The following is a 20,114-nucleotide window of genomic DNA, read 5'->3' on the forward strand; positions in this document are numbered from 1 at the left end:
GAAAGCGATGCCCTGCAGTACGAAAAAGTAAACTCTTTTTAACCGGCTGTAGCAATCGCTACGCGGCTATTTTTCCGGCTAACTAGTTTCGACCTTGCCGTTCATCCTTTCCCCCTTTCTTCGCCTCTTTTCCAAAGTGGATTTCCAATGCGGAAGTTGTCTCAGACGGCGCCGGCGATGGCATTTTCCAGCAGCGTCAGCGCCGCCTTCTTGGTCAGCTTGACCGGGTTGCCGCCGGCGGTCGGGTCGACCATCGCCATGTCGGCGATCAGGCCCTTGCGCTTCTTGTCCATGTCGAGCCCCTTGATCAGGCCGGGCAGCGCGTGCGGCACCTTGAGCTCCTTGCGCAGCTTGATGATCGCCTTCGCAAAACCGTCGAAGCCGCCCTTGATGCCGCAATAGGCGGCGAGCCGGGCTATGCGCGGCTCAATCGCCTCGCGGTTGAAGGCCAGCACATAAGGCATGAACACGGCGTTGGTCATGCCGTGGTGGGTGTCGTAGAGCGCGCCGATCGGATGCGACAGCGAATGAATCGCGCCAAGCCCTTTCTGGAAGGCGGCGGCCCCCATGGCGGCCGCGCTCATCATGTTGGCGCGGGCGACTAGATCCTTGCCGTTGGCATAGGCTTTCGGCAGGTTTTCGAAGACCAGCCTGATGCCTTCCACCGCGATGCCGTCGGCCATCGGGTGATAGCCCGGCGCACAATAGGCTTCGAGGCAATGGGCAAGCGCATCCATGCCGGTGCCGGCGGTGATGAAACCGGGCATGCCCACCGACAGCTCCGGATCGGCAATGACGATCGCCGGCAAGAGTTTGGGATGGAAGATGACCTTTTTGGTGTGGGTCGCCTCATTGGTGATGACGCCGGCGCGCCCGACCTCCGAGCCGGTGCCGGCGGTGGTCGGCACCGCGATGATCGGCGCGATCGCATCGGCATCGGCGCGCGTCCACCAGTCGCCGACATCCTCGAAATCCCAGACCGGCCGGGTCTGGCCGGCCTGAAAGGCGATGAGCTTGCCGAGGTCGAGCGCCGAGCCGCCGCCAAAGGCGATGACGCCGTCATGCTTGCCCTGCTTGAACACAGCGATGCCGGCGGTCAGGTTGGAATCGACCGGGTTCGGCTTGACCTCGGAAAACACGCCATACGGCACCTTGGCATCGTCCAGTATTTTCAGCGTCGAAGCCACCACCGGCAGTTTGGCCAGTCCCGGGTCGGTAACGAACAGCGGCCGCTTGATGCCGGTCGCCGCCAGCACCTCCGGCAGCTCCTTGATGCGTCCGGCGCCGAAGCGGACGGTCGTCGGGTAATTCCATTTGGAAACGAGTTTTGTCATTTTTGTCTTTCGAAAAGTCAGATGGCTTCGCGCAGATGGTATGATTTCGGCCTGGTCAGATTGTCGTAGCCGATGGCCGACAGTGCCGCGCCCTTGCCGGTGTCCTTGACACCGGTCCAGACCAGCGCCGGGTCGAGATAGTCGCAGCGGTTCATGAACACGGTGCCGGTCTCGACACGATCGCCGATCGCCGCCGCATGCTCAATGTCGCGCGTCCAGATAGAGGCCGTCAGCCCATAGGGGCTGTCGTTCATCAGCGCGATCGCTTCCTCGTCGTTGCGCACCTTCATGATGCCGACGATTGGGCCAAAGCTTTCCTCGCGCATGACGCTCATCTGGTGGTCGACCTGGGTCAGCACTTCCGGCGCCAGATAGGGCGAACCTTGCCTGTCGTTGGCCACCTTCATGTTGATGTGTGCCCTGGCGCCCTTGCGCAACGCCTCGGCCTTCTGCTCGCGGATCAGGTCGGCGAAGCGCGCCTGCGCCATCGGCCCCATGGTGGTCGCCTGGTCGAGCGGATTGCCGACGACGTAGTTCCTGGTCTCGGCAATGAAGCCCTCGACGAATTCATCGTAGACCTTCTCGTGGACATAGACGCGCTCGATGCCGCAGCAGCACTGGCCGGAATTGTAGAAGGCGCCGTCGACCAGATTGGCAACCGCATGGTCCATCTTGGCGTCCGGCAGCACATAGGCCGGATCCTTGCCGCCGAGTTCGAGGCCGAGCGTCATGAAGGTGCCCGCGGCGGCCTTTTCAATGGCGCGGCCGCCGGCGACCGAGCCGGTGAAGTTGACATGGTCGATCTTGCCGGAGCCGAGCAGCCTTTCGGTCTGCGCGTGGTTCATGACAAGGTTCTGGAACAGGCCCTTGGGCAGGCCTGCTGTGTCAAACGCCTGCTGAAAACGTTCGCCGACCAGCAGCGTCTGCGCCGCGTGCTTGAGGATGACGGCGCTTCCGGCCATCAGCGCCGGGACGATGGTGTTGACGGCGGTGAGATAGGGATAGTTCCAAGGCGCGATCACCATGACCACGCCGAGTGGCACCTTCTTCACATAACGGCGAAAGCCATCCTTCGGGTTGGAGGCCATGACTGGCTTTAGGGCCGCCTCGGCGATCTCGACCATGTAGCTGACGCGTTCGCTAACGCCGCCGAACTCGCCGCCATAGCGCACCGGCCTGCCCATCTGCCAGGCGATCTCCGGCACGATCTCGCCGGTCATGGCGACCAGCGCTTCCAGCATGGCAAGCATGTATTTGCCGCGCTCGACGACTGGCGTCTGCGCCCACTTCTCCTGCGCCGCCTTGGCGCGCTCAACTGCGGCACCGATCGCCTGGTCCGTCGCCAGAGGCCGTTCGGCATAGATCGAACCGTCGACAGGGGATTTTATCTTGACCGTTTCGGTCATGCCTTGGGTCCTCGCATTCTACAATAATTATCGTTGGTCACGCCGCCCTCATCCGCCTGCCGGCACCTTTCCGCCTATAGTGACGGAGAAGGGACAAGCTCCAGCGCTGGCGACCCCCTCTCCCCGTTCTTCACGAGAGGGTAAAGGTGAGGGGCGGGCGGCGCCGACATTGCCAGCCATTCAATACCGCTCGAACCCCCTGTGCAGTTCCCAGTCCGTAATCCGGCGGTCGTACTCGAACTGTTCCCAGTGTGCCGTGTGGACGTAATGCTCCAGCACATCGTCGCCGAGCGCGTGCCTCAGCATCTTCGATTCCGCCAGCGTTGCGGTGGCGTCGCGCAGTGTCTTTGGAATTTCAGGCAGCTGCGAGGCCTGGTAGGCGTCGCCGACGAAGGGCTTCTGCAGTTCAAGCTTTTCATCGATGCCGGCAAGGCCGGCTGCGATCAGCGCCGCGAAGGCGAGATAAGGATTGAGGTCGGCGCCGCCGATGCGGCATTCCATGCGGATGCCCTTGGTGCCCTCGCCGCAAAGACGGAAACCGGCGGTGCGGTTGTCCTCGCTCCACATGATCTTGGTCGGCGCAAACGTGCCGGCCTGGAAGCGCTTGTAGGAGTTGATGTAGGGCGCCAGGAACCAGGTGAATTCCTTGGCATATTTGAGCTGGCCGGCCGCCCATTGCTGGCCGAGTGTCGACAGCGTCCACTCGGCATTTTTGTCGTAGAATAATGGTGTCTTGCCGTCAGCGCTCCACAGCGAATTATGGATGTGGCTGGAATTGCCGGCGAGCCCGTAATTGTACTTGGCCATGAACGAGATCGCCTTGCCTTCGGACTCGGCGATTTCCTTGGCGCCGTTCTTCAGGATGACGTGGCGATCGGCCATATCGAGCGCCTCGGCATAGCGGACATTGATCTCTTCCTGGCCTGGCCCCCACTCGCCCTTCGAATTCTCGATCGGGATGCCGGCCGCCTCCATCTCGTTGCGCAGCCGGCGCATGACGCCTTCTTCCTTGGTGGTGATGCCGATCTGGTAGTCGCCGATGTAGGGCGATGCCGTCTCGAGGCCCTGCCAGTGCTTCTTGCGGGCGGAATCGTACGTTTCGCTGAACAGATAGAATTCGAGCTCGGAAGCGAAATAGCCGATATAGCCGCGTTCCTGCAGCCGCTTGACCTGCTTCTTCAGCATAGCGCGCGGCGAATGCGCCAAGTCGTCATGGGTATGGTGGTCGAGCACGTCGCAGATCACCAGCGCTGTCTTCTCCAGCCAGGGGATACGCCGCAGCGTCGCAAGGTCCGGCTTCATGACGAAATCGCCATAGCCCTTCGACCAGCTCGCCGCCTTGTAGCCGGGCACCGGTTCCATATCGATGTCGGCGGCCAGCAGGTAGTTGCAGCCATGCGTCTCGTCATGCGCGGAATCGACGAAATACCGGGCCAGGAACCGCTTTCCCGCAAGCCGTCCCTGCATGTCGACGATGCAGGCCAGCACGGTGTCGACCTCTCCGCTGGAGACCGCTTGCTTCAACTGATCGAAGGAGAAATTTCCGGCCATTCCTTTGGCACTCCAGCGCTTGTCGTTTCGGGCCTGTAAAAAAGACCACTTTGAAGATGTGGGAAGCTATGGCCGGTAAAGCGCCGGCCATAGCTGGAGGACTTGCCTCAGTGGCCGGTTTCGCCGACGGCCTGTTCCGCAGCCTTGATCGCTGCCTGGCGCGCCGCGATGATGTCGCCTAGCGGCGGGCCCTGGAAGCGGTTGCGCTCGAAGGCAAACCAGACGATCGCCGTCAGGATGAAGAAGCCGACGGTGATGTAGAGCGCCCAGTCGTTCGGCGGCTGGATGCCGATGACGAAGATCAGGAGCATCGACAGGATCGAAAGCACGCCGAACAGCATGAAAATGGCGCGCCCCATATTCCACGGCCCCATCTTGTCCCATTTCGGCGTTCCCCAGGCCAGCATGCCGAGCACGATCGGCAGGGTGAAGGAGAGGAACAGGAAGATGACGGTGCACGATACGACGATGGTGTAGGCCGAGGTGCCTGCGACTGAAACCAGCGTCGAGCCCCAGACGAACAGGACGGACAGGATCGACGCCGTCCAGATCGCCGCCACCGGCGTGCGGTAGGTCGGGCTGACCTTGGCCAGTGCCGAGGAACCCGGCAGGCCGCCGTCCCGCGAGAAGGCGAAGATCATACGCGAAGCGGAGGTGACGGTGGCGAGGCCGCAAAGCAGCTGTGCCAGGAAGACGACGAGGTAGACGAACTCCTTGACGCCCGGGCTGACGCGCTGGTCGAAGGCCCAGAAGAACACGTTCCAGCCCTGCTTGGCCGCATCGTCCATGTTCGGGATCATCAGCACGAAGGCTGCGAGGAACAGATAACCGAAGACGGCCGACCAGATCACCGACATGACCATGGCGCGCGGCACGGAGCTCGCCGCCTTGATTGTCTCCTCGGAAGTATGCGCGGACGCATCGTAGCCGGTGATCGTATAGATCGGCAGCAGCAGGCCAAGCGCGAACACCCAGGCATTGGATACCGACGGCCACACACCGGCGCCGGCATCGCCGGAATAATTGTGGAAGGTGAACAGCCGGCTGAAATCCCAGGTTTCGGCCGAGATCAGGCAGACGACGGCGATGAGGATCGAGCCGAAGAAGATCAGATACCCCGAGAAGTCGGTCAGCTTGGCCGTCAGCTTGATGCCGAGGTGGTTGATCAGTGCCTGGGCGCCCGTGATGATGACCAGGAAGATCATCTGGTTGGTCAGCGTACCCTCGATGCCGAGCGCCGGTCCGAAGGCGCCGAGGAAAAACGTCCAGGTGCCGACATTGATGGCGCCGAGCACGGTGATCAGCCCGAGCAGGTTGAGCCAGGCCGTCACCCAGCCGGTGCCGCGATTGCCGAGGATCGAGCCCCAATGATAGAGGCCGCCGGCGGTCGGATAGGCCGAGCTGATCTGCGACATCGCTACAGCGAAGGTCAGCGAAACGAAACAGCCGACCAGCCAGCCAATGCCGATGCCGATGCCGCCGGAGCCGGAGGTTGCCTGCGCCAGCGAGTTGATGCCGCCGGACAGGATGCAGATGATCGAAAAGGAGACCGCGAAATTTGAAAAGCGACTGAGGCGCCGCTCCAGTTCCTGGGCATAGCCCATATTGTGGAGGACCTTTACGTCCTCCGCCTTGTCAACTTCAGTGTAGCCCGATGCTGCCATTTTTAGTCCCCTTTTGGTTTCTTAGCTGGCCGATTGAACTGACTTTCCGACTGCGCTTGGTCTGGAGGCCTTGGCCGCCTCGGGCTCCAGATTGAGAAAAATACTCGAGAGCAGATCCGCCCATTTCCGCTGCCCGGCTGCGCCGGCGATCTCGTCGTTGCGGACTTCGATCATCGCGCAAGGCAGCCCGCGGGAGCGCGCATGGCGCTCCAGCGTGAAATAGACCCGGTCGGCCGGCGAATAGGGTTCGTTGACGCCGACGGTGACGCCGGCAAGCTGCTGTAGCGCCGTGATCAGCGGCGCCGCCAGCCGGCGGTCCTCGTCATGGATGATGCCGATGTGCCACGGCCGGCTTTTGCCTTTGTAGAGCGGCGTGAAGGAATGGATCGAGACCAGCCTGGTCTCCCGCCCGGACGCCAGGCGCTCGTCGATGATGGTTGCGATCCGCTCGTGAAACGGTCGCCACGCCAGCGCGATGCGCGCCTCCCGCTGGTCGGCCGAAAGTCCCTGGTTGGCCGGGACCACGGTTTTTTCGCTGGCGCTGACCGTCACTATCAGGTCCGGCGCGTCGAGCGGCCGGTTGCAGTCGATAACGAGCCGCGAGATGCAGGTCTCGACCAGCGTCGCATCGAGTGCCTCGGCCATGCGGCGCGCCACCGGCAAGGCGCCGGGATCCCAGGCGATGTGGCGGGAAAGATCCTCGGCGGCAAGGCCGAGCGTTCCGAATTCCGGTGGCAGGAAGTTTGAGGCGTGGTCGCAGGTCAGCACGAAAGGGCTCGATCCGCCAGGGTTCGTCACCCTTACGGTTTCAGGCGATGCAAGGCTGGCGGGCCGTGCTGTCTCCATTGTCTGCTGTCCCCGGGGAGCGCTGTATCGTATGTTACGTATTTTGCCTCATTGCGTCCCTGCGGATGATTTCATACAGTTTGGCCGGCTTTGTCAAACGCGATTTCGATAATGCGGTAACGGCACGGCCAGGGTGGGGGAAAACATGGTTTCCAGCATTGCCGAACTGATCTCCGACCGCATCGGCGCCATGCCGGCCGGCGAGCGGCGCGCTGCACAAACACTGATCGCCAGCTATCCGCTGATCGGGCTGAAGACGGTCGCCGAATTCTCGGCTGCCGCCGGCGTGTCGTCGCCGACGATCCTGCGTTTCGTCGCCCGGCTCGGCTTCCAGAACTATCCGGAATTCCAGTCGACGCTGCAAGACGAGCTGGCGGCGCAATTGCAGTCGCCGGCCTCGCGCACGCTCAATCCGCCGTCGCAGGGCAGCGCCGTCTCGCCGATGCTGGAAGCGACGCTCGACAATATGCGCGAGACATTCCGGCATCTCTCGGACAAGCAGCTTGCCGACATCGTCGCCAAGCTTGCCGACCGGCGCGGCAAGACATTCCTGATCGGCGGCCGCTTCACCGACCCGCTGGCGCGCTACATGGCGGCCCACCTTGCTATCATCAAACCCAACGTCTTCCATCTCGCCGGCCAGGAAAGCGTCTGGCGCGACCGGCTGATCGACATGGGCAAGCGCGACGTGCTGGTGATCTTCGACATCAGGCGCTATCAGGACAGCCTCGTCCGCTTTGCCGAGACCGCCAACCAGCGCGGCGTGCAGATCGTGCTGTTTACCGATCAGTGGCTGTCGCCGATCGCCCGCTTCGCCCGCCACGTCATCGCCGGGCGCACCGCAGTGCCTTCGGCCTGGGACTCATCCGCCGCCCTTTTCGTCGTTGCCGAAGCGCTGATCGGCGCCGTCACAAGGCAGCTCGAGGCTGACGGCGCCAAACGCATCCGCGAGCTGGAAAGCCTGCGGTAGCGCAGGCTTTTGGAAAAGCACGCTCCTGGCCGTGCCTAGTCAACCAAAAAACTGACCATCTGCAGGATCAGGATCAGCAACAAAACGCCAAAGGCAGACGCCAAAACAGCTGCCAGCAGGACGATGCGTTGTTTCTTACCCACAGCTCCCCCGGGAAAGCATAGCTCCCGTCCACGAACGAATGTCAGTCCTACCCTATCGCTCAACCACCGGCCCACGTCATCAAGACCCGCCTGCGGCTTGGCGGAGGAGTAATGACGACTTGCTTCACGCGCGAAATGAACCGCTGGAGCCAAGGTGCTCGCTTGGAGGGACGGCTGCATCATTCATCCGACCCATGTCACGGCCGAATGACCACCTTGCCGTTCGGGCTTAACCATTTCAGCCGCAAACCGTGCCATTGCCCCAATCCGGATACTTTAGCCGTGGCAAGGATAATCGTAGCTCGGCTAGCCTTGTCGATGCGAAGCCGCTCCTTGAACCATCAGTCAAACAGCGGTGAACTGCGCGGAGGAAATCGATGAGCTATCTGGACGAGCTGTTCTCAGTCGCCGGCAAGACGGCGCTGGTCACCGGCGCCGCGACTGGCATCGGCCGCATGGCGGCGACCGCTCTGGTCAAGGCCGGCGCCACCGTGATGATCGCCTCGCGCAAGGGCGAGGATTGCGTCGGGGTAGCCGGCGAGTTGAACGGCCTTGGCGCGCCCGGCAGGGCGGAAGGTTTTGCCGGCGACGTCTCCAGCGAGGCCGGCATTGCGGCGCTTGTGGCCGAGGTCAGGGCGCGGACCGAGCGGCTGCATATCCTGGTCAACAATGCCGGCATCTCCTGGGGGGCGCCGCTGGAAAGCTTTCCCTACCATGCCTGGGCCAAGGTGTTCGGCGTCAATGTGACCGCGGTCTTCCACCTGACGCGCGAGTTGCTGCCACTGCTCGAGGCCGCCGCCAGCGATGCCGACCCGGCCCGGGTGATCAACCTCGGATCGGTGATGGGCACGCAGCCTTTGGCCGAAGATGCCTACTCCTACTCGGCCTCGAAGGCCACGGTTCACCACCTGACGCGCATCCTGGCGATCGAATTCGCCGGCCGCCGCATCACCGTCAACGCCTTTGCGCCTGGCCCTTTCCGGAGCCGGATGACGGCCTTCGCCACCGGCACCGAAGACCAGGCAAGACATGTCGGCAACCATGTTCCGATCGGCCGCATCGGCGCACCGGATGACATTGCCGGCGCAACGCTCTATTTGTGCAGCCGTGCCGGCAGCTATGTCACCGGCGCTATCCTGCCGATCGATGGCGGGCAGTCGGTGCAACACGGGCTGACATTATTCAAGGAATGAGACGCACGCCATCCGGCGAGTGAAATGCCGGGGGTGAAGATGGAGGACATCAGCGTGGAACCGATCAGTCTCGATGTGCTTCTGGCCAACGTCGGCAAGGAAGTCGGCGTGTCGCCATGGCGGGTCGTCACCCAGCGCATGATCGACCAGTTCGCCGATGCCACCGACGATCATCAGTTCATCCATTGCGATCCGGAACGCGCCAGCCGCGAAACGCCGTTCGGCGGCACCATCGCGCATGGCTTCCTGTCGCTTTCGCTGTTGTCGGCGATGACCTTCGAAACCATGCCGCCGCTGGAAAACAGCAAGATGGGCGTCAATCATGGCTTCGATTCGCTGCGCTTCCTGGCGCCGGTGAAGACCGGCTCGCGCATCCGCACCCGTTTCGTGCTGGCCGACGTCAAGGTCAGGCCGTCCGGCTGGGTGCAGACGGCGCACGACGTGACGATCGAGATCGAGGGCTCGAAAAAACCGGCGCTGACCGCGCGCTGGCTGACGCTGACGCTGATCGAACGCCAACCGGAAGCGGTTTGAGGTATCCAACGCCTGGGGACCTAAATCTGTTTGGCTTCGGCCGCGACATACTTCATATGGCGGCTGACCTGCAGCGCAATGTAGACGACCAGTGAGCAACCGATTGGAAACACGATCTCGTTGAGGCCGGTTGCGATAGCCTGCGGCAGTGCGAGAGCAGCGTCGTTTGCCGCGGCCGTCTCGATGGTCAGCACCGTGATCCCGCCGCCGAATACCGCGCCTATCAGGGCGCCCGCCAGCGCGAAATGGAGCGGACGCGGTTCTTCCTTCGATGCCAGCGACGCCAGTGTCCAGCCGAGCAGCCCGTATTCGATCGCCCGCAGCACACCCAGGGTCGTGAGCGACAGGATGGCCGGCTTTGCCGCCGCGTCCAGCGCGCTGACCATGACCTTTTGCGTCCCTTTGGCGATGCCCATCGCCAGTGGCGCTGAAATCGCGCTGATCAAGCCGCCGAGCGAGGCTCGCACCTTGGCGAGCGCCGTGCCGAGGCTGACGCCGGCGCAGACGAAGAACGACCAGGTCACGCCTTGCGCCAGTTCGATCAGAACCTGCGTCGTCGCCGGGTAGGCACCAGCCGCAAATCTGACGGTCAGAATGAGAGCTTCCATGGCAAAGCCGAGCGCGATCGCCAGCCATGCGACCATGACGACGCGCCTGAGCGCCATCCTGGCGCGATGGGAAAGCGGGTCCACGTCCGGCACGCCGGACGAAAGCTCAGTTCCGGTCATAACGGCCTCCCGAAACGAAATTCTTGCAGAGCCGCGAATTAGTCTTTGTCTGTAACAGTCCGATGTTGCCGGCTTTATTGCCGGGTTACATGGGTATTGCGACAGTCAGCCTTCTGCTTCGTGCCACCCTTGCCCGACGCCGTACAGCGTATATATGCTGCATCCAGCCATCAGTCATAAGGCAGTAGAAAGTTGCAGCTGAGCGTCCAGGAGCGCCGCGAAAAACAAAAGGCCGAACTGCGTTCCGAACTTGTCGACGCCGCGCACAAGCTTGTCCAGGAAGAAGGCTATGACGGCCTCACCATCCGCAAGCTCGCAGAGCGCGTTGGCTATGCGCCGATGTCGGTCTATTCCTATTTCGCCGACAAGCAGGACATCCTGTTCGCGCTGGCCGAGGATGCCTTCGAGACCTTGGCCAGGCGCATCGCAAATCATACGGCCGACGACCCGATCGAGGCGCTCAAGGCGGTGCTTGTCGAATACGCCGCCTTTGGGCTGGAAAATCCCAACGAATACCGCACCGTCTTCATGACCGAAAAAGTCGGGCCGCCAGCCGGAAAGACCTTCGCCGAAATGGAGAGCGGCAACCCGGCGATGAAAGTGCTGATCGCGAGGGTCGAAGCCTGCGTTGCCGCCGGCAGGCTCAAAGGCGATCCACGCGCCATCGCTACCATGCTGTGGGCGGTCGGCCACGGCGCCATCTCGCTGCTGATCACCTTCCCGTTCTACCCGTTCGGCGACCAGACGACGTTCATCACACGGATCGGCGACATCATGCTCGAAGCCATCGCCGCGCACGAGATTGCGCCGCTCACGCCGTCGGTCAACTGCTGAAGAGCGGCGCTCCTCCCGATCTGCAGGATCTTCTCCGAACGTTCTGCGCTGCGGCGCCGAGCGTTCGGCAATTCTCCGTACGCGTACGATTTTGCTTGAACACCGGGAGTTCAGGGCGTATCTGTACGCAGTTCCGTACACGTACGAGAAATTCAATAGCTGAACCGGAGACCGACGATGAAGAAGGCAGTCCTCACGCTCGCCGCCCTGCTGGCACTCTCTGGCGCCGCATTTGCCGGCAGCAGTCAGCCAGCCAAGCAAGAAGCGGCCTGCATCGACACCAAGGCCGATGTGAAGCTCGATTGCGCGCCGACCGGATCGCTTGAAAACGCCGATGCCCCGACACACAAGGCCGGCAGCAAGGGCCCGAGACTCGGCATCGGCATCGACCCGTGGATCGTGCCAAGCAGCTTCTGAGCCGGTCGGGCGACAATACGCGGTAAGGAAACGAAAGGGCGGCAGGACTTTCCGGCCGCCGATCTTGTCTGCTTCAGCCCTGCTTTATCGCGGCGTGCAGATCACTTCTTGCGCTTCTGTCCCGCCACGTTTTTACGCTTGCCGGGTCTTGCCGGTGCGCCGGGAATGGCCGTTCCGGTGATCGACACCGGATCGCTGGCCGGGAATGTATCCTCGAGGCCTTCCTCGAGTTCCTCTTCGATATCCGTCCCAGTGCGCTGCTCGTCTTCAAAAGAGCGCACGGCCGGCGTCTTGACCGGCGACTTCGGCGCGGAGTTCGGCGGCATGTGCATTCTCCCTCGGCTCGCTGTCGCAGAACGGGCGGGCGCGGCGAACATGCCTATGCTGCCGCGTCGCGCGCTGCCTCCGACAGAAAAGTAAAGACATAATCGGAAAAGGAACGCCAGCATTCGACGCGGAACGCGTCGGCCGCCGTGCGCAACAGCACAATTTCCACCTTGCCGAGAATGCTACGCGACGCCGCCCCGACCGGAAAGGCGTCGAGCGACAGATCCTGCGGGCAGCCGGCATTGATCGTCGCCGCGGCAGCCGGACCGGTAACCGATATGGCGACGTTGCGGTGCGAGATGCCGACCGCCGAATGCAGTACGGAAATGCTGGCGCAGTCGGGGAGCGGATCTTTTCCGTTCTCGTCGATAACCAGCCATTCGTCCGGCCCGAGCCACAAGGCCGTGCGTCCGGCCTTTGCCGCCGAGGTTTTCGGCCTTTGCGGCAGGACGACACCGAGCGCTTTCGAAAGTGCCGCAATCGAGGCTTCCGGCGCGCGCAACGATATGCGCTCGGCCGGCGGCAGCACGGCAAGTGTAACGCCGGCGGCGGAAAGCGACTGGCCGGCGAGAGCCGGACGGCGCTCGACTGAGGGTCCGGCGGCGTTGGTTTTCACGGCGGCCTTAGCCATTGAGGCGCTCCCCCTTCTCATCGAAGAACACCATGCCGGTGACCTCCACCTCGATCACCCCGTTCGGCATCGGCACATAGAGCGTCTCGCCCGTGCGATCGCGGCCGCCGGCGACCAGCCCCAGCGCGATCGAGCGGCCGCAATTTTGCGACCAATAGCTCGACGTGACATGGCCAATCATCTTCATCGGGATTGCCTGCTTCGGGTCCGCGACGATCTGCGCGCCCTCCTCCAGCACCACCTTGGGATCCCTGGTCTTCAGGCCGACAAGCTGCTTGCGGCCCTTGGCGACCAGATCCGGCCGCGCCATGCCGCGAATGCCGACGAAGTCGGTCTTCTTCTTGCCGACCGCCCAGTCGAGCCCGGCGTCGTTCGGCGTCACCGTGCCGTCGGTATCCTGGCCGACGATGATGTAGCCCTTTTCGGCGCGCAGCACATGCATAGACTCTGTGCCATAGGCACAGGCGCTATGCTTCTGGCCCTCGGCCCACAACGCTTCCCAGACCGCTTCGCCGTAGTCGGCCGGCACGTTGACCTCGAAGCCGCGCTCACCGCTGAACGACATGCGAAACAGCCTGGTCGGCACGCCGCAGATCCGGCCTTCGCGCACCGACATATGCGGCAGCGCCTCATCCGACATGTCGATGCCCTCGACCAGCGGCGCAATGATGTCGCGAGACTTCGGTCCCTGCACGGCAATCACCGCCCATTGCTCGGTGATCGAGGTCAGCCAGACGTTGAGATGTGGGAACTCGGTCTGGAGATAGTCTTCCATATGGTTCATGACCCGCGGCGCACCGCCGGTCGTCGTCGTCACATGGAAACGGTCGGGGGCAAGCCTGCCGACGACACCGTCGTCATAGATGAAGCCGTCCTCACGCAGCATGATGCCGTAACGGCAGCGGCCGGGCTCGAGCTTTTCCCATGGATTGGTGTAGAGCAGTTCCATGAATTTGGCCGCATCCGGCCCGACCACCTCGATCTTGCCCAGCGTCGAGGCGTCGAACAGGCCGGCTGTCTTGCGCACCGTGACGCATTCGCGGTCGACGGCGGCATGTATGTCCTCGCCCGGCTTCGGGAAATACCAGGCGCGCTTCCACTGACCGACATCCTCGAACACCGCGCCCTGGCGCTCGGCCCAGGGATGGATCGCCGTCTTGCGGGTCGGGTCGAACAGGAGACCGCGCGCGTGCCCGACGATCGAGCCGAATGTCACCGGCGTATAGGGCGCGCGGAACGTCGTCAGCCCGACCTGCGGGATCGGCTTGCCCAACGTCTCGGCGGCAATCGCCAGGCCGTGCATGTTGGAGGTCTTGCCCTGGTCGGTCGCCATGCCATTGGTAGTGAAGCGCTTGACGTGCTCGATCGAGCGCATGCCCTCATGCACTGCCTGGCGGATGTCCTTGGCGGTGACGTCGTTCTGGAAGTCGACGAACGCCTTCACCGTCGTGTCCGCGCCGGCACCGGGTGCTGCACCCAGCATGCCGCGCGACCAGCTTTCGCCGGCATCGACCTTCGGCTTGGCGCTCTTGGCGGGCTTGCCGCCGACATCTTTGGCCGCCTTGGCGCCGGCGGCGTAAGCTTCGTCGATGGTCGCCGACAGCCCGTCGGTGCCGTTGCAGGCGCCGACCGAGACGCAGTCCTGCGCATAAATTCCGGGCACAAAGCGCTTGGTCTCGTCGTTGAAGGCGACCTTGCCGTGTGATTGCGAGAACAGATGCACCGATGGCGTCCAGCCCGCCGACATCAGGATCGCGTCGACCGGAATGGTGCGCTCGCCGCCGCCGTTCTTCGGCTGCACGGTCATCGACGACACCCGCAATTTGCCGCCGGCGCGGATCACCGCGCGACCGAAATTGACCTCGATGCCGAGCGCCCTCGCCTCGTCGATCACCGGCCCGGTCGGGTTGTCGCGCAGATCGACGATCGCCGCCACGTTGATGCCGGCCTTCTTCAGATCGATCGCCGCCGCGTAGGCGGAATCGTTCGCCGTATAGACGCCGACATTCCTGCCGACGGCGACGCCGTAATGGTTGAGATAGGTGCGCGCCGCCGACGCCAGCATGATGCCGGGGCGGTCGTTTTCGGCAAACACCATGTGCCGCTCGATGGCGCCGGTCGCCAGCACCACGCGTTTGGCACGAACCTGCCACAGCCGCTCGCGCGGCAGGTCGCGTCCGGGGTTCTGCAGATGGTCGCTGACGCGCTCGACCAGCCCGACGAAATTCTGCGCGTAATAGCCGAACGCCGTGGTGCGCGGCAGCACGCGCATATTGTCCATCGACTTCAACTTGGCGACGGCGGACTGCGCCCAGGCAAAACCATCCTGGCCATCGATCCTGGCGCCGCTCTCGAAATGAAGGCTGCCGCCGAATTCCGCCTGCTCGTCGGCAAGGATGACACGCGCCCCGGTTTCAGCCGCGGCCAATGCCGCGGCGATACCCGCGGCACCGCCGCCCAGCACCAGCACATCGCAGTGGGCGAAGCGCGCCGAATAATGGTCGGGGTCCGGCTGGTCGGGAGCGACGCCAAGGCCGGCGGCGGCCCTAATCTTGGGTTCGTAGAGGTTTTTCCACGCGGTCTTCGGCCACATGAACGTCTTGTAGTAGAAGCCGGCCGAAAGCATCGGCGAGGCGATACTGCTGACGGCGCCGACGTCGAAGGCGAGCGACGGCCAGCGGTTCTGTGACTGCGCGGTCAGCCCGTCATAGAGCTCCTGCACCGTAGCTCGGACGTTCGGCGTCTTGCGTGCCGCGTCGCGCTTGATCTCGACCAGCGCGTTCGGCTCTTCGGCGCCGGCCGACAGGAAGCCGCGCGGCCTGTGGTACTTGAACGAGCGGCCGACAAGATGGACGCCATTGGCAAGCAGCGCCGAGGCCAGCGTGTCGCCCTCGATACCGGTATAGGGACGGCCATCGAAGCTGAAGCCAGCTATCTTTGCCTGTTTGAGCCGCCCGGCGCCAGCAATGCGGAATGTCGCGCTCATTTTGCGGCTCCCGGCAGCTTCGTGGGCTTCGGCTCGCCGGCCTTGTAGGTCATCAGGAACCTGTCGCTGACGGTGTCGCGCACCGCGTTGAAGAACCGCGCGCAGCCGTGCATGTGCCGCCAGCGCTCATAGATGATCCCCTTGGGATTTGAGCGGATGAAGAAGAACTTTTCGAAATCGTCGTCGCTCTCCCCGGCGATGTTGGGGGAACGCGCAATATGCGCCTCGCCGGCGTTGCGGAACTCGAGCTCCGGACGCTCTTCCTCGCAATAGGGGCAGCGGATGAGAAGCATGGTTGGTCCTACAATTCGCCGTGGCCGACGCGGGCGCCGGCCGGTTGGTCGCAAAGCCTCTGGCCCAAGGTCACGAAGGGCGCGACGAGCCGGATGCGCTCCTCGATGCTTGCCGCAGGGCTGAAGAGGTCGCGGTTGGCCATGTTGCCGATCGTCAGCAGGACCGGATCGACCGTGACGATGACGACGCGCGGCTCGAACGGCTCGTCGTCGTCCAAGTCCGCCGGCCGGCCTTCAAGAAACGAGACGACCCTTTGTCCGCCGCTCCAGACGCAGGCCAGAATGCCGTCGTCGACGGAAAACGGCCATTCGGTCTCGTTTTCGGCGCGGCTGATCGGCTGCGTGCGCACCTCGTCCGGCGACGGAAAATGGAACAGGCCTTGCTCGCCGGCGAGCATCAGCGGCATGGCGACGGCCATCTCGGTCATCATCAGTGCGCCACCGCTGCCGCCGCCGCCTCGTCGATGAGGCGGCCGGTGCGGAAGCGCTCGATGGTGAAGGGCGCGTTAATCGGGTGCGGATCGTCCCTGGCGATGGTATGGGCAAAGACATGGCCCGAACCCGGCGTCGCCTTGAAACCGCCCGTGCCCCAGCCGCAATTGACATAGAGGCCGGGCACCGGCGTCTTGGCCAGGATCGGCGAACGGTCCGGCGTCACGTCGACGATGCCGCCCCATGAGCGCAGCATCTTCATCCGCGTGAAGATCGGGAACATCTCGCAGATCGCATCGAGCGTATGTTGCAAAATGTGCAGCCCGCCGGTCTGCGAATAGGAGACATACTGGTCGGTGCCGGCGCCGATTACCAGTTCGCCCTTGTCGGATTGCGAGATATAGGCATGTACCGTGTTCGACATGACTACGCAGGGCACCACCGGCTTGACCGGCTCCGACACTAGCGCCTGCAGCGGATAGCTTTCCAGCGGCATACGCACGCCGGCCATGTTCATGATCACCGAGGAGTGGCCGGCGGCGACCACGCCGACCTTCCTGCCGCCGATGAAGCCGCGCGTCGTCTCGACGCCCGTGACCGCGCCGTTCGGCGCCCGCTTGACGCCGGTGACCTCGCAATTCTGGATGATGTGGACGCCGCGCGCCGAGGCGCCGCGCGCATAGCCCCAGGCGACCGCATCGTGACGCGCCGTGCCGCCGCGGCGCTGCAGGGAGGCGCCCATCACCGGATAGCGCGCATTGCGCGAAATGTTGAGCGGCGGGCAGAATTCCTTGGCCTGCTCCGGCGTCAGCCATTCATTGTCGATGCCGTTCAGCCGGTTGGCATGGACGTGGCGCTTCAGCACCTGGATGTCGTGGATGTTATGGGCCAGCATCATGACGCCGCGCGGCGAATACATGACGTTGTAGTTGAGTTCCTGGCTGAGCCCGTCCCACAGCTTCAGCGCGTGGTCGTAGATGCCGGCGCTCTCGTCGTAGAGATAGTTCGAGCGGATAATGGTGGTGTTGCGGCCGGTATTGCCGCCGCCGAGCCAGCCTTTTTCCAATACCGCGACGTTGGTGATGCCGTGCACGGTGGCGAGATAATAGGCGGTGGCCAGGCCGTGGCCGCCGGCGCCGACGATGATGACGTCGTACTCCTTCTTCGGCTCCGGCGAGGACCACTGCTCCTCCCAACCCTTATGGCCGCGCATGGCCTCGCGGGCGATGGCGAATACCGAGTATTTCTTCAACGTCGCAGGCCTCGCAAATGACGGCCGGGCAGATCAGCCAACCCCGGCGCGCGAGCTTGTATCACTAGCGAAACGGCGCTGCCAGCCTTGCACTGTTTGCGACGGCGCTTGCCGTTTTGCGCCATGGTGGAGAAGAGGCATGCGGGCAGGTTGATGCAATTGCCTTCGAGCGCTATCCGTTGACTGACGATCGGAGGATTATGGCGGTGGGTAACGTCTGGTGGAATCTGACATTGCGCTTCCTGCTGGAGCTCGCCGCTTTGCTCGGCCTCGGCATGGCGGGCTGGAGCCTCTCAGCGGGCATGTGGCGTTGGATCCTTGCCGTGGCATTGCCGTTCGGCGCCGCCGCGCTCTGGGGAATCTTCGCGGTGCCGAACGATCCGAGCCGCTCGGGGCGGGCGCCGGTTCCGGTGCCGGGCGGTTTGCGGCTGGTGCTCGAACTCGTCATCCTGTTCGGCGGCGCTGCCGGATTCCACCTGGCCGGTTGCACGACAGCCGGCATAGCCGTCGCACTGCTGATCGCCGTCAGCTACGCATTTTCGCTCGATCGGCTCGGCTGGCTGCTTAGGCAATAGTCCAGGCCGACACGACCTCGCAGGTATCGGGTGGCTCGCGCCGCCTCGATTTGCGACCAAGCATCCCGATTGCCGGCAAGGGCCGGCGCGAAAAGGATGCAGGAAAATGCTCACACTTGCCAACAAAGTTGCCCTCGTCACAGGCGCCAGTTCCGGGATCGGCCGCGCCACGGCCAAGCTGTTTGCGGAGGAAGGCGCCAAGGTGGTCGTCGCTGCCCGCCGCAAGGCGGAGCTTGACGCGCTCGTTGCCGAAATCGAAGACGCCGACGGCACCGCCATCGCCCTTGCCGGCGATGTCCGCGACGAAGCCTACGCGAAGGCCCTGGTCGACCTCGCGGTCGAGAAATTCGGCGGGCTGGACATCGCCTTCAACAATGCCGGTTCGGTCGGCAAGACAGGGCCGGTTTCGGAGCTGTCGCTGGAGGGCTGGCGCGAGACGCTCGACACCAACCTGACCAGCGCCTTTCTCGGCGCAAAATATCAGGTGCCGGCGATGGTCGACCGCGGCGGCGGATCGCTGATCTTCACCTCCACCTTTGTCGGCCACACGGTCGGCATGCCCGGCATGACCAGCTATGCCGCGAGCAAGGCCGGACTGATCGGATTGACGCAGGTGCTGGCCGCCGAATATGGCGCTAGGGGCGTCCGGGTCAACGCGCTGTTGCCGGGCGGCACCGACACGCCTTCGGCAACGTTCAAGACCCCTGAATCGCGAGCCTTCGTCGAAAACCTGCATGCCTTGAAGCGCGTCGCCGAGCCTGACGAGATTGCCCGCTCGGCGCTCTATCTGGCTTCCGATGCATCGAGCTTCACCACCGGCACGGCGTTGTTCGCCGACGGCGGCGTCTCGATCACCCGCACGTGAAGCGTTTCGCGGTCGGCGTAGGCCCGCCAGCCGCAATGCCTGAAAACCGGTCTTGCTTTTCCCGGCGATTTGACGATTCCGTCTTCTCCTCGAAAACGGGTTGGAAACATGCTGCTGATCAGGACCTATATCGCTGCAAGCGCAATCGAAGGCGTCGGCGTGTTCGCCGCCGAGCCGATCCGGAAAGGGGCGCAGATCTGGCGGCTCGATCCGGATTTCGACCGGCTGATCCCGGTGGAAAGATACGAGACGGCGCCGCCGCACCTCAAGGAATTGCTCGACAGATATGCCTATCCCAGTCCGGACCGGCCGGGCTTCATGGTCTATGAGGTCGACAATGGCCGCTTCATGAACCACGCCGACAAACCGAACACCGACTTTTCGCAATATGGCGGGGCCACTGCGACCCGCGACATCGCCGCCGGCGAGGAGATAACCTGCGACTACGGCGAGTTCTTCGAGGGTTTCGAGCAGCTCCACCTGGCCACGGCGTAGCGTCGCCTATCTGGCCCAAGGCGAATTTTGTTCTTGCTTTGTGCCGGCAGCTATGCTAGTAATCTCGGTATGGTGCTGATTCAGACCAACGACCCGCCGCTGAGGCGGGTTTTTCGTTTCGGGGTCGGCACCACCTCTCAATCGGCAGTGGACAGAGCGCCTTGATTCTGCTATCAGCCGCCCCAATTCGTGGTGTAACGCGCCGCGGAGGCTTGTGGCTATGGCCGCTTGCCTATTGATTTCAAACCCGAAAGACAGGATTGCCCGTGCAGGTACTCGTCCGCGACAACAATGTTGATCAGGCGCTTCGCGCGCTCAAGAAAAAGATGCAGCGCGAAGGCATCTTCCGCGAAATGAAGATGCGCGGACATTACGAGAAGCCCTCCGAGAAGCGCGCCCGTGAAAAGGCGGAAGCCGTCCGCCGCGCCCGCAAGCTGGCCCGCAAGCGTGCCCAGCGCGAAGGCCTGCTGCCGATGACGCCGCGTCCGGTCGCGGCCGGTGCTGCCGGTGCCGGTGCCCCGCGTCCGCCGCGGTTCTAACGCCAATTTTTCGTCCTTTTCCAAGGATATCCAGGGTGGCGCGATGCGGAATCGCCGCCACCTTTTTGTTGTGATTTAGACCCGGTCCGAAAGGACCGG

At 63.4% G+C, this 20,114-nt stretch carries 22 protein-coding genes; 9 read left to right on the top strand and 13 right to left on the bottom strand.

Annotated elements, in window-relative coordinates; all coding sequences use genetic code 11:
* Positions 1–161: 161 nt before the first annotated feature.
* The 5 genes from NKH50_RS08040 to NKH50_RS08060 all read right to left on the bottom strand — a co-directional run bounded on the left by NKH50_RS08040 (position 162) and on the right by NKH50_RS08060 (position 6,801).
* Positions 162–1,334, bottom strand: coding sequence for an iron-containing alcohol dehydrogenase (locus NKH50_RS08040; protein ID WP_352688003.1), 1,173 nt, complete (start codon positions 1,332–1,334; stop codon positions 162–164).
* 17 nt (positions 1,335–1,351) lie between these two features.
* Complete coding sequence (locus tag NKH50_RS08045) at positions 1,352–2,740, bottom strand: aldehyde dehydrogenase family protein (protein ID WP_352877811.1); 1,389 nt, start codon at positions 2,738–2,740, stop codon at positions 1,352–1,354.
* A gap of 180 nt (positions 2,741–2,920) precedes the next feature.
* Positions 2,921–4,291: a glutamine synthetase family protein gene (locus tag NKH50_RS08050; protein WP_352877814.1), complete on the bottom strand. Its 1,371-nt coding sequence runs from the start codon at positions 4,289–4,291 to the stop codon at positions 2,921–2,923.
* 107 nt (positions 4,292–4,398) lie between these two features.
* The gene (locus NKH50_RS08055; protein WP_352877817.1) at positions 4,399–5,955 is read right to left on the bottom strand and encodes an amino acid permease; all 1,557 of its coding nucleotides are present in this window, start codon (positions 5,953–5,955) and stop codon (positions 4,399–4,401) included.
* Positions 5,956–5,976: 21 nt separating this feature from the next.
* The gene (locus tag NKH50_RS08060; protein ID WP_352877819.1) at positions 5,977–6,801 is read right to left on the bottom strand and encodes an N-formylglutamate amidohydrolase; all 825 of its coding nucleotides are present in this window, start codon (positions 6,799–6,801) and stop codon (positions 5,977–5,979) included.
* Positions 6,802–6,946: 145 nt separating this feature from the next.
* On the opposite strand from NKH50_RS08060, the gene NKH50_RS08065 reads away from it, so the two are divergent.
* Positions 6,947–7,771, top strand: coding sequence for a MurR/RpiR family transcriptional regulator (locus tag NKH50_RS08065; RefSeq protein WP_352877822.1), 825 nt, complete (start codon positions 6,947–6,949; stop codon positions 7,769–7,771).
* 35 nt (positions 7,772–7,806) lie between these two features.
* Here the strand turns inward: NKH50_RS08065 and NKH50_RS08070 are convergent, their stop codons facing one another.
* On the bottom strand, positions 7,807–8,097 hold the full coding sequence (locus NKH50_RS08070; RefSeq protein ID WP_352877825.1) for a hypothetical protein: 291 nt from the start codon (positions 8,095–8,097) through the stop codon (positions 7,807–7,809).
* A gap of 194 nt (positions 8,098–8,291) precedes the next feature.
* Between NKH50_RS08070 and NKH50_RS08075 the strand changes: the two genes are divergently transcribed.
* Both NKH50_RS08075 and NKH50_RS08080 read left to right on the top strand, forming a co-directional pair.
* Positions 8,292–9,107, top strand: coding sequence for an SDR family oxidoreductase (locus NKH50_RS08075; protein WP_352752567.1), 816 nt, complete (start codon positions 8,292–8,294; stop codon positions 9,105–9,107).
* Between the two features lie 39 nt (positions 9,108–9,146).
* Positions 9,147–9,641 carry a MaoC family dehydratase gene (locus NKH50_RS08080; protein ID WP_031211357.1) on the top strand — a complete coding sequence of 165 codons (495 nt, stop codon included), beginning with the start codon at positions 9,147–9,149 and terminating at the stop codon, positions 9,639–9,641.
* Between the two features lie 20 nt (positions 9,642–9,661).
* On the opposite strand, the gene NKH50_RS08085 is transcribed toward NKH50_RS08080, so the two are convergent.
* The gene (locus NKH50_RS08085) at positions 9,662–10,369 is read right to left on the bottom strand and encodes a hypothetical protein (RefSeq protein ID WP_352737014.1); all 708 of its coding nucleotides are present in this window, start codon (positions 10,367–10,369) and stop codon (positions 9,662–9,664) included.
* Between the two features lie 192 nt (positions 10,370–10,561).
* Between NKH50_RS08085 and NKH50_RS08090 the strand changes: the two genes are divergently transcribed.
* Both NKH50_RS08090 and NKH50_RS08095 read left to right on the top strand, forming a co-directional pair.
* The gene (locus tag NKH50_RS08090; protein WP_352737015.1) at positions 10,562–11,203 is read left to right on the top strand and encodes a TetR/AcrR family transcriptional regulator; all 642 of its coding nucleotides are present in this window, start codon (positions 10,562–10,564) and stop codon (positions 11,201–11,203) included.
* 177 nt (positions 11,204–11,380) lie between these two features.
* Entirely contained in the window at positions 11,381–11,620 is a 240-nt protein-coding gene (locus NKH50_RS08095; RefSeq protein WP_352752569.1) for a DUF680 domain-containing protein, read from the top strand.
* A 101-nt stretch (positions 11,621–11,721) separates the two neighbouring features.
* Here the strand turns inward: NKH50_RS08095 and NKH50_RS08100 are convergent, their stop codons facing one another.
* From NKH50_RS08100 to NKH50_RS08125, 6 genes are read right to left on the bottom strand one after another with little or no spacing between them, the layout of a single operon-like run.
* Entirely contained in the window at positions 11,722–11,946 is a 225-nt protein-coding gene (locus tag NKH50_RS08100; protein ID WP_352506379.1) for a hypothetical protein, read from the bottom strand.
* Between the two features lie 53 nt (positions 11,947–11,999).
* Positions 12,000–12,578 (bottom strand): sarcosine oxidase subunit gamma, encoded by a 579-nt coding sequence (locus NKH50_RS08105; protein WP_352877831.1) that lies wholly within the window; start codon positions 12,576–12,578, stop codon positions 12,000–12,002.
* Positions 12,571–15,564 (bottom strand): sarcosine oxidase subunit alpha, encoded by a 2,994-nt coding sequence (locus NKH50_RS08110; RefSeq protein WP_352877833.1) that lies wholly within the window; start codon positions 15,562–15,564, stop codon positions 12,571–12,573. The genes NKH50_RS08105 and NKH50_RS08110 overlap by 8 nt, the downstream gene beginning before the upstream one ends.
* Positions 15,561–15,857, bottom strand: coding sequence for a sarcosine oxidase subunit delta (locus NKH50_RS08115; protein ID WP_292519105.1), 297 nt, complete (start codon positions 15,855–15,857; stop codon positions 15,561–15,563). Before NKH50_RS08115 ends, NKH50_RS08110 begins: the two co-directional genes overlap by 4 nt.
* An 8-nt stretch (positions 15,858–15,865) precedes the next feature.
* Positions 15,866–16,288 carry a hypothetical protein gene (locus tag NKH50_RS08120; RefSeq protein ID WP_352702738.1) on the bottom strand — a complete coding sequence of 141 codons (423 nt, stop codon included), beginning with the start codon at positions 16,286–16,288 and terminating at the stop codon, positions 15,866–15,868.
* Positions 16,288–17,541, bottom strand: coding sequence for a sarcosine oxidase subunit beta (locus NKH50_RS08125; protein ID WP_352702735.1), 1,254 nt, complete (start codon positions 17,539–17,541; stop codon positions 16,288–16,290). Before NKH50_RS08125 ends, NKH50_RS08120 begins: the two co-directional genes overlap by 1 nt.
* 200 nt (positions 17,542–17,741) lie before the next feature.
* Between NKH50_RS08125 and NKH50_RS08130 the strand changes: the two genes are divergently transcribed.
* The 4 genes from NKH50_RS08130 (at position 17,742) to rpsU (ending at position 20,015) form a co-directional block, all read left to right on the top strand.
* Positions 17,742–18,116: a YrdB family protein gene (locus NKH50_RS08130; protein ID WP_352478142.1), complete on the top strand. Its 375-nt coding sequence runs from the start codon at positions 17,742–17,744 to the stop codon at positions 18,114–18,116.
* Between the two features lie 106 nt (positions 18,117–18,222).
* Positions 18,223–18,981, top strand: coding sequence for an SDR family oxidoreductase (locus NKH50_RS08135; RefSeq protein ID WP_352702733.1), 759 nt, complete (start codon positions 18,223–18,225; stop codon positions 18,979–18,981).
* Between the two features lie 108 nt (positions 18,982–19,089).
* Positions 19,090–19,476 (top strand): SET domain-containing protein, encoded by a 387-nt coding sequence (locus NKH50_RS08140; RefSeq protein ID WP_254816877.1) that lies wholly within the window; start codon positions 19,090–19,092, stop codon positions 19,474–19,476.
* A 266-nt stretch (positions 19,477–19,742) separates the two neighbouring features.
* Entirely contained in the window at positions 19,743–20,015 is a 273-nt protein-coding gene (rpsU, locus tag NKH50_RS08145; RefSeq protein WP_023675331.1) for a 30S ribosomal protein S21, read from the top strand.
* Positions 20,016–20,114: the final 99 nt, after the last annotated feature.

The sequence above is a fragment of the Mesorhizobium sp. M1027 genome, from assembly GCF_040318745.1.
Classification (GTDB): domain Bacteria; phylum Pseudomonadota; class Alphaproteobacteria; order Rhizobiales; family Rhizobiaceae; genus Mesorhizobium.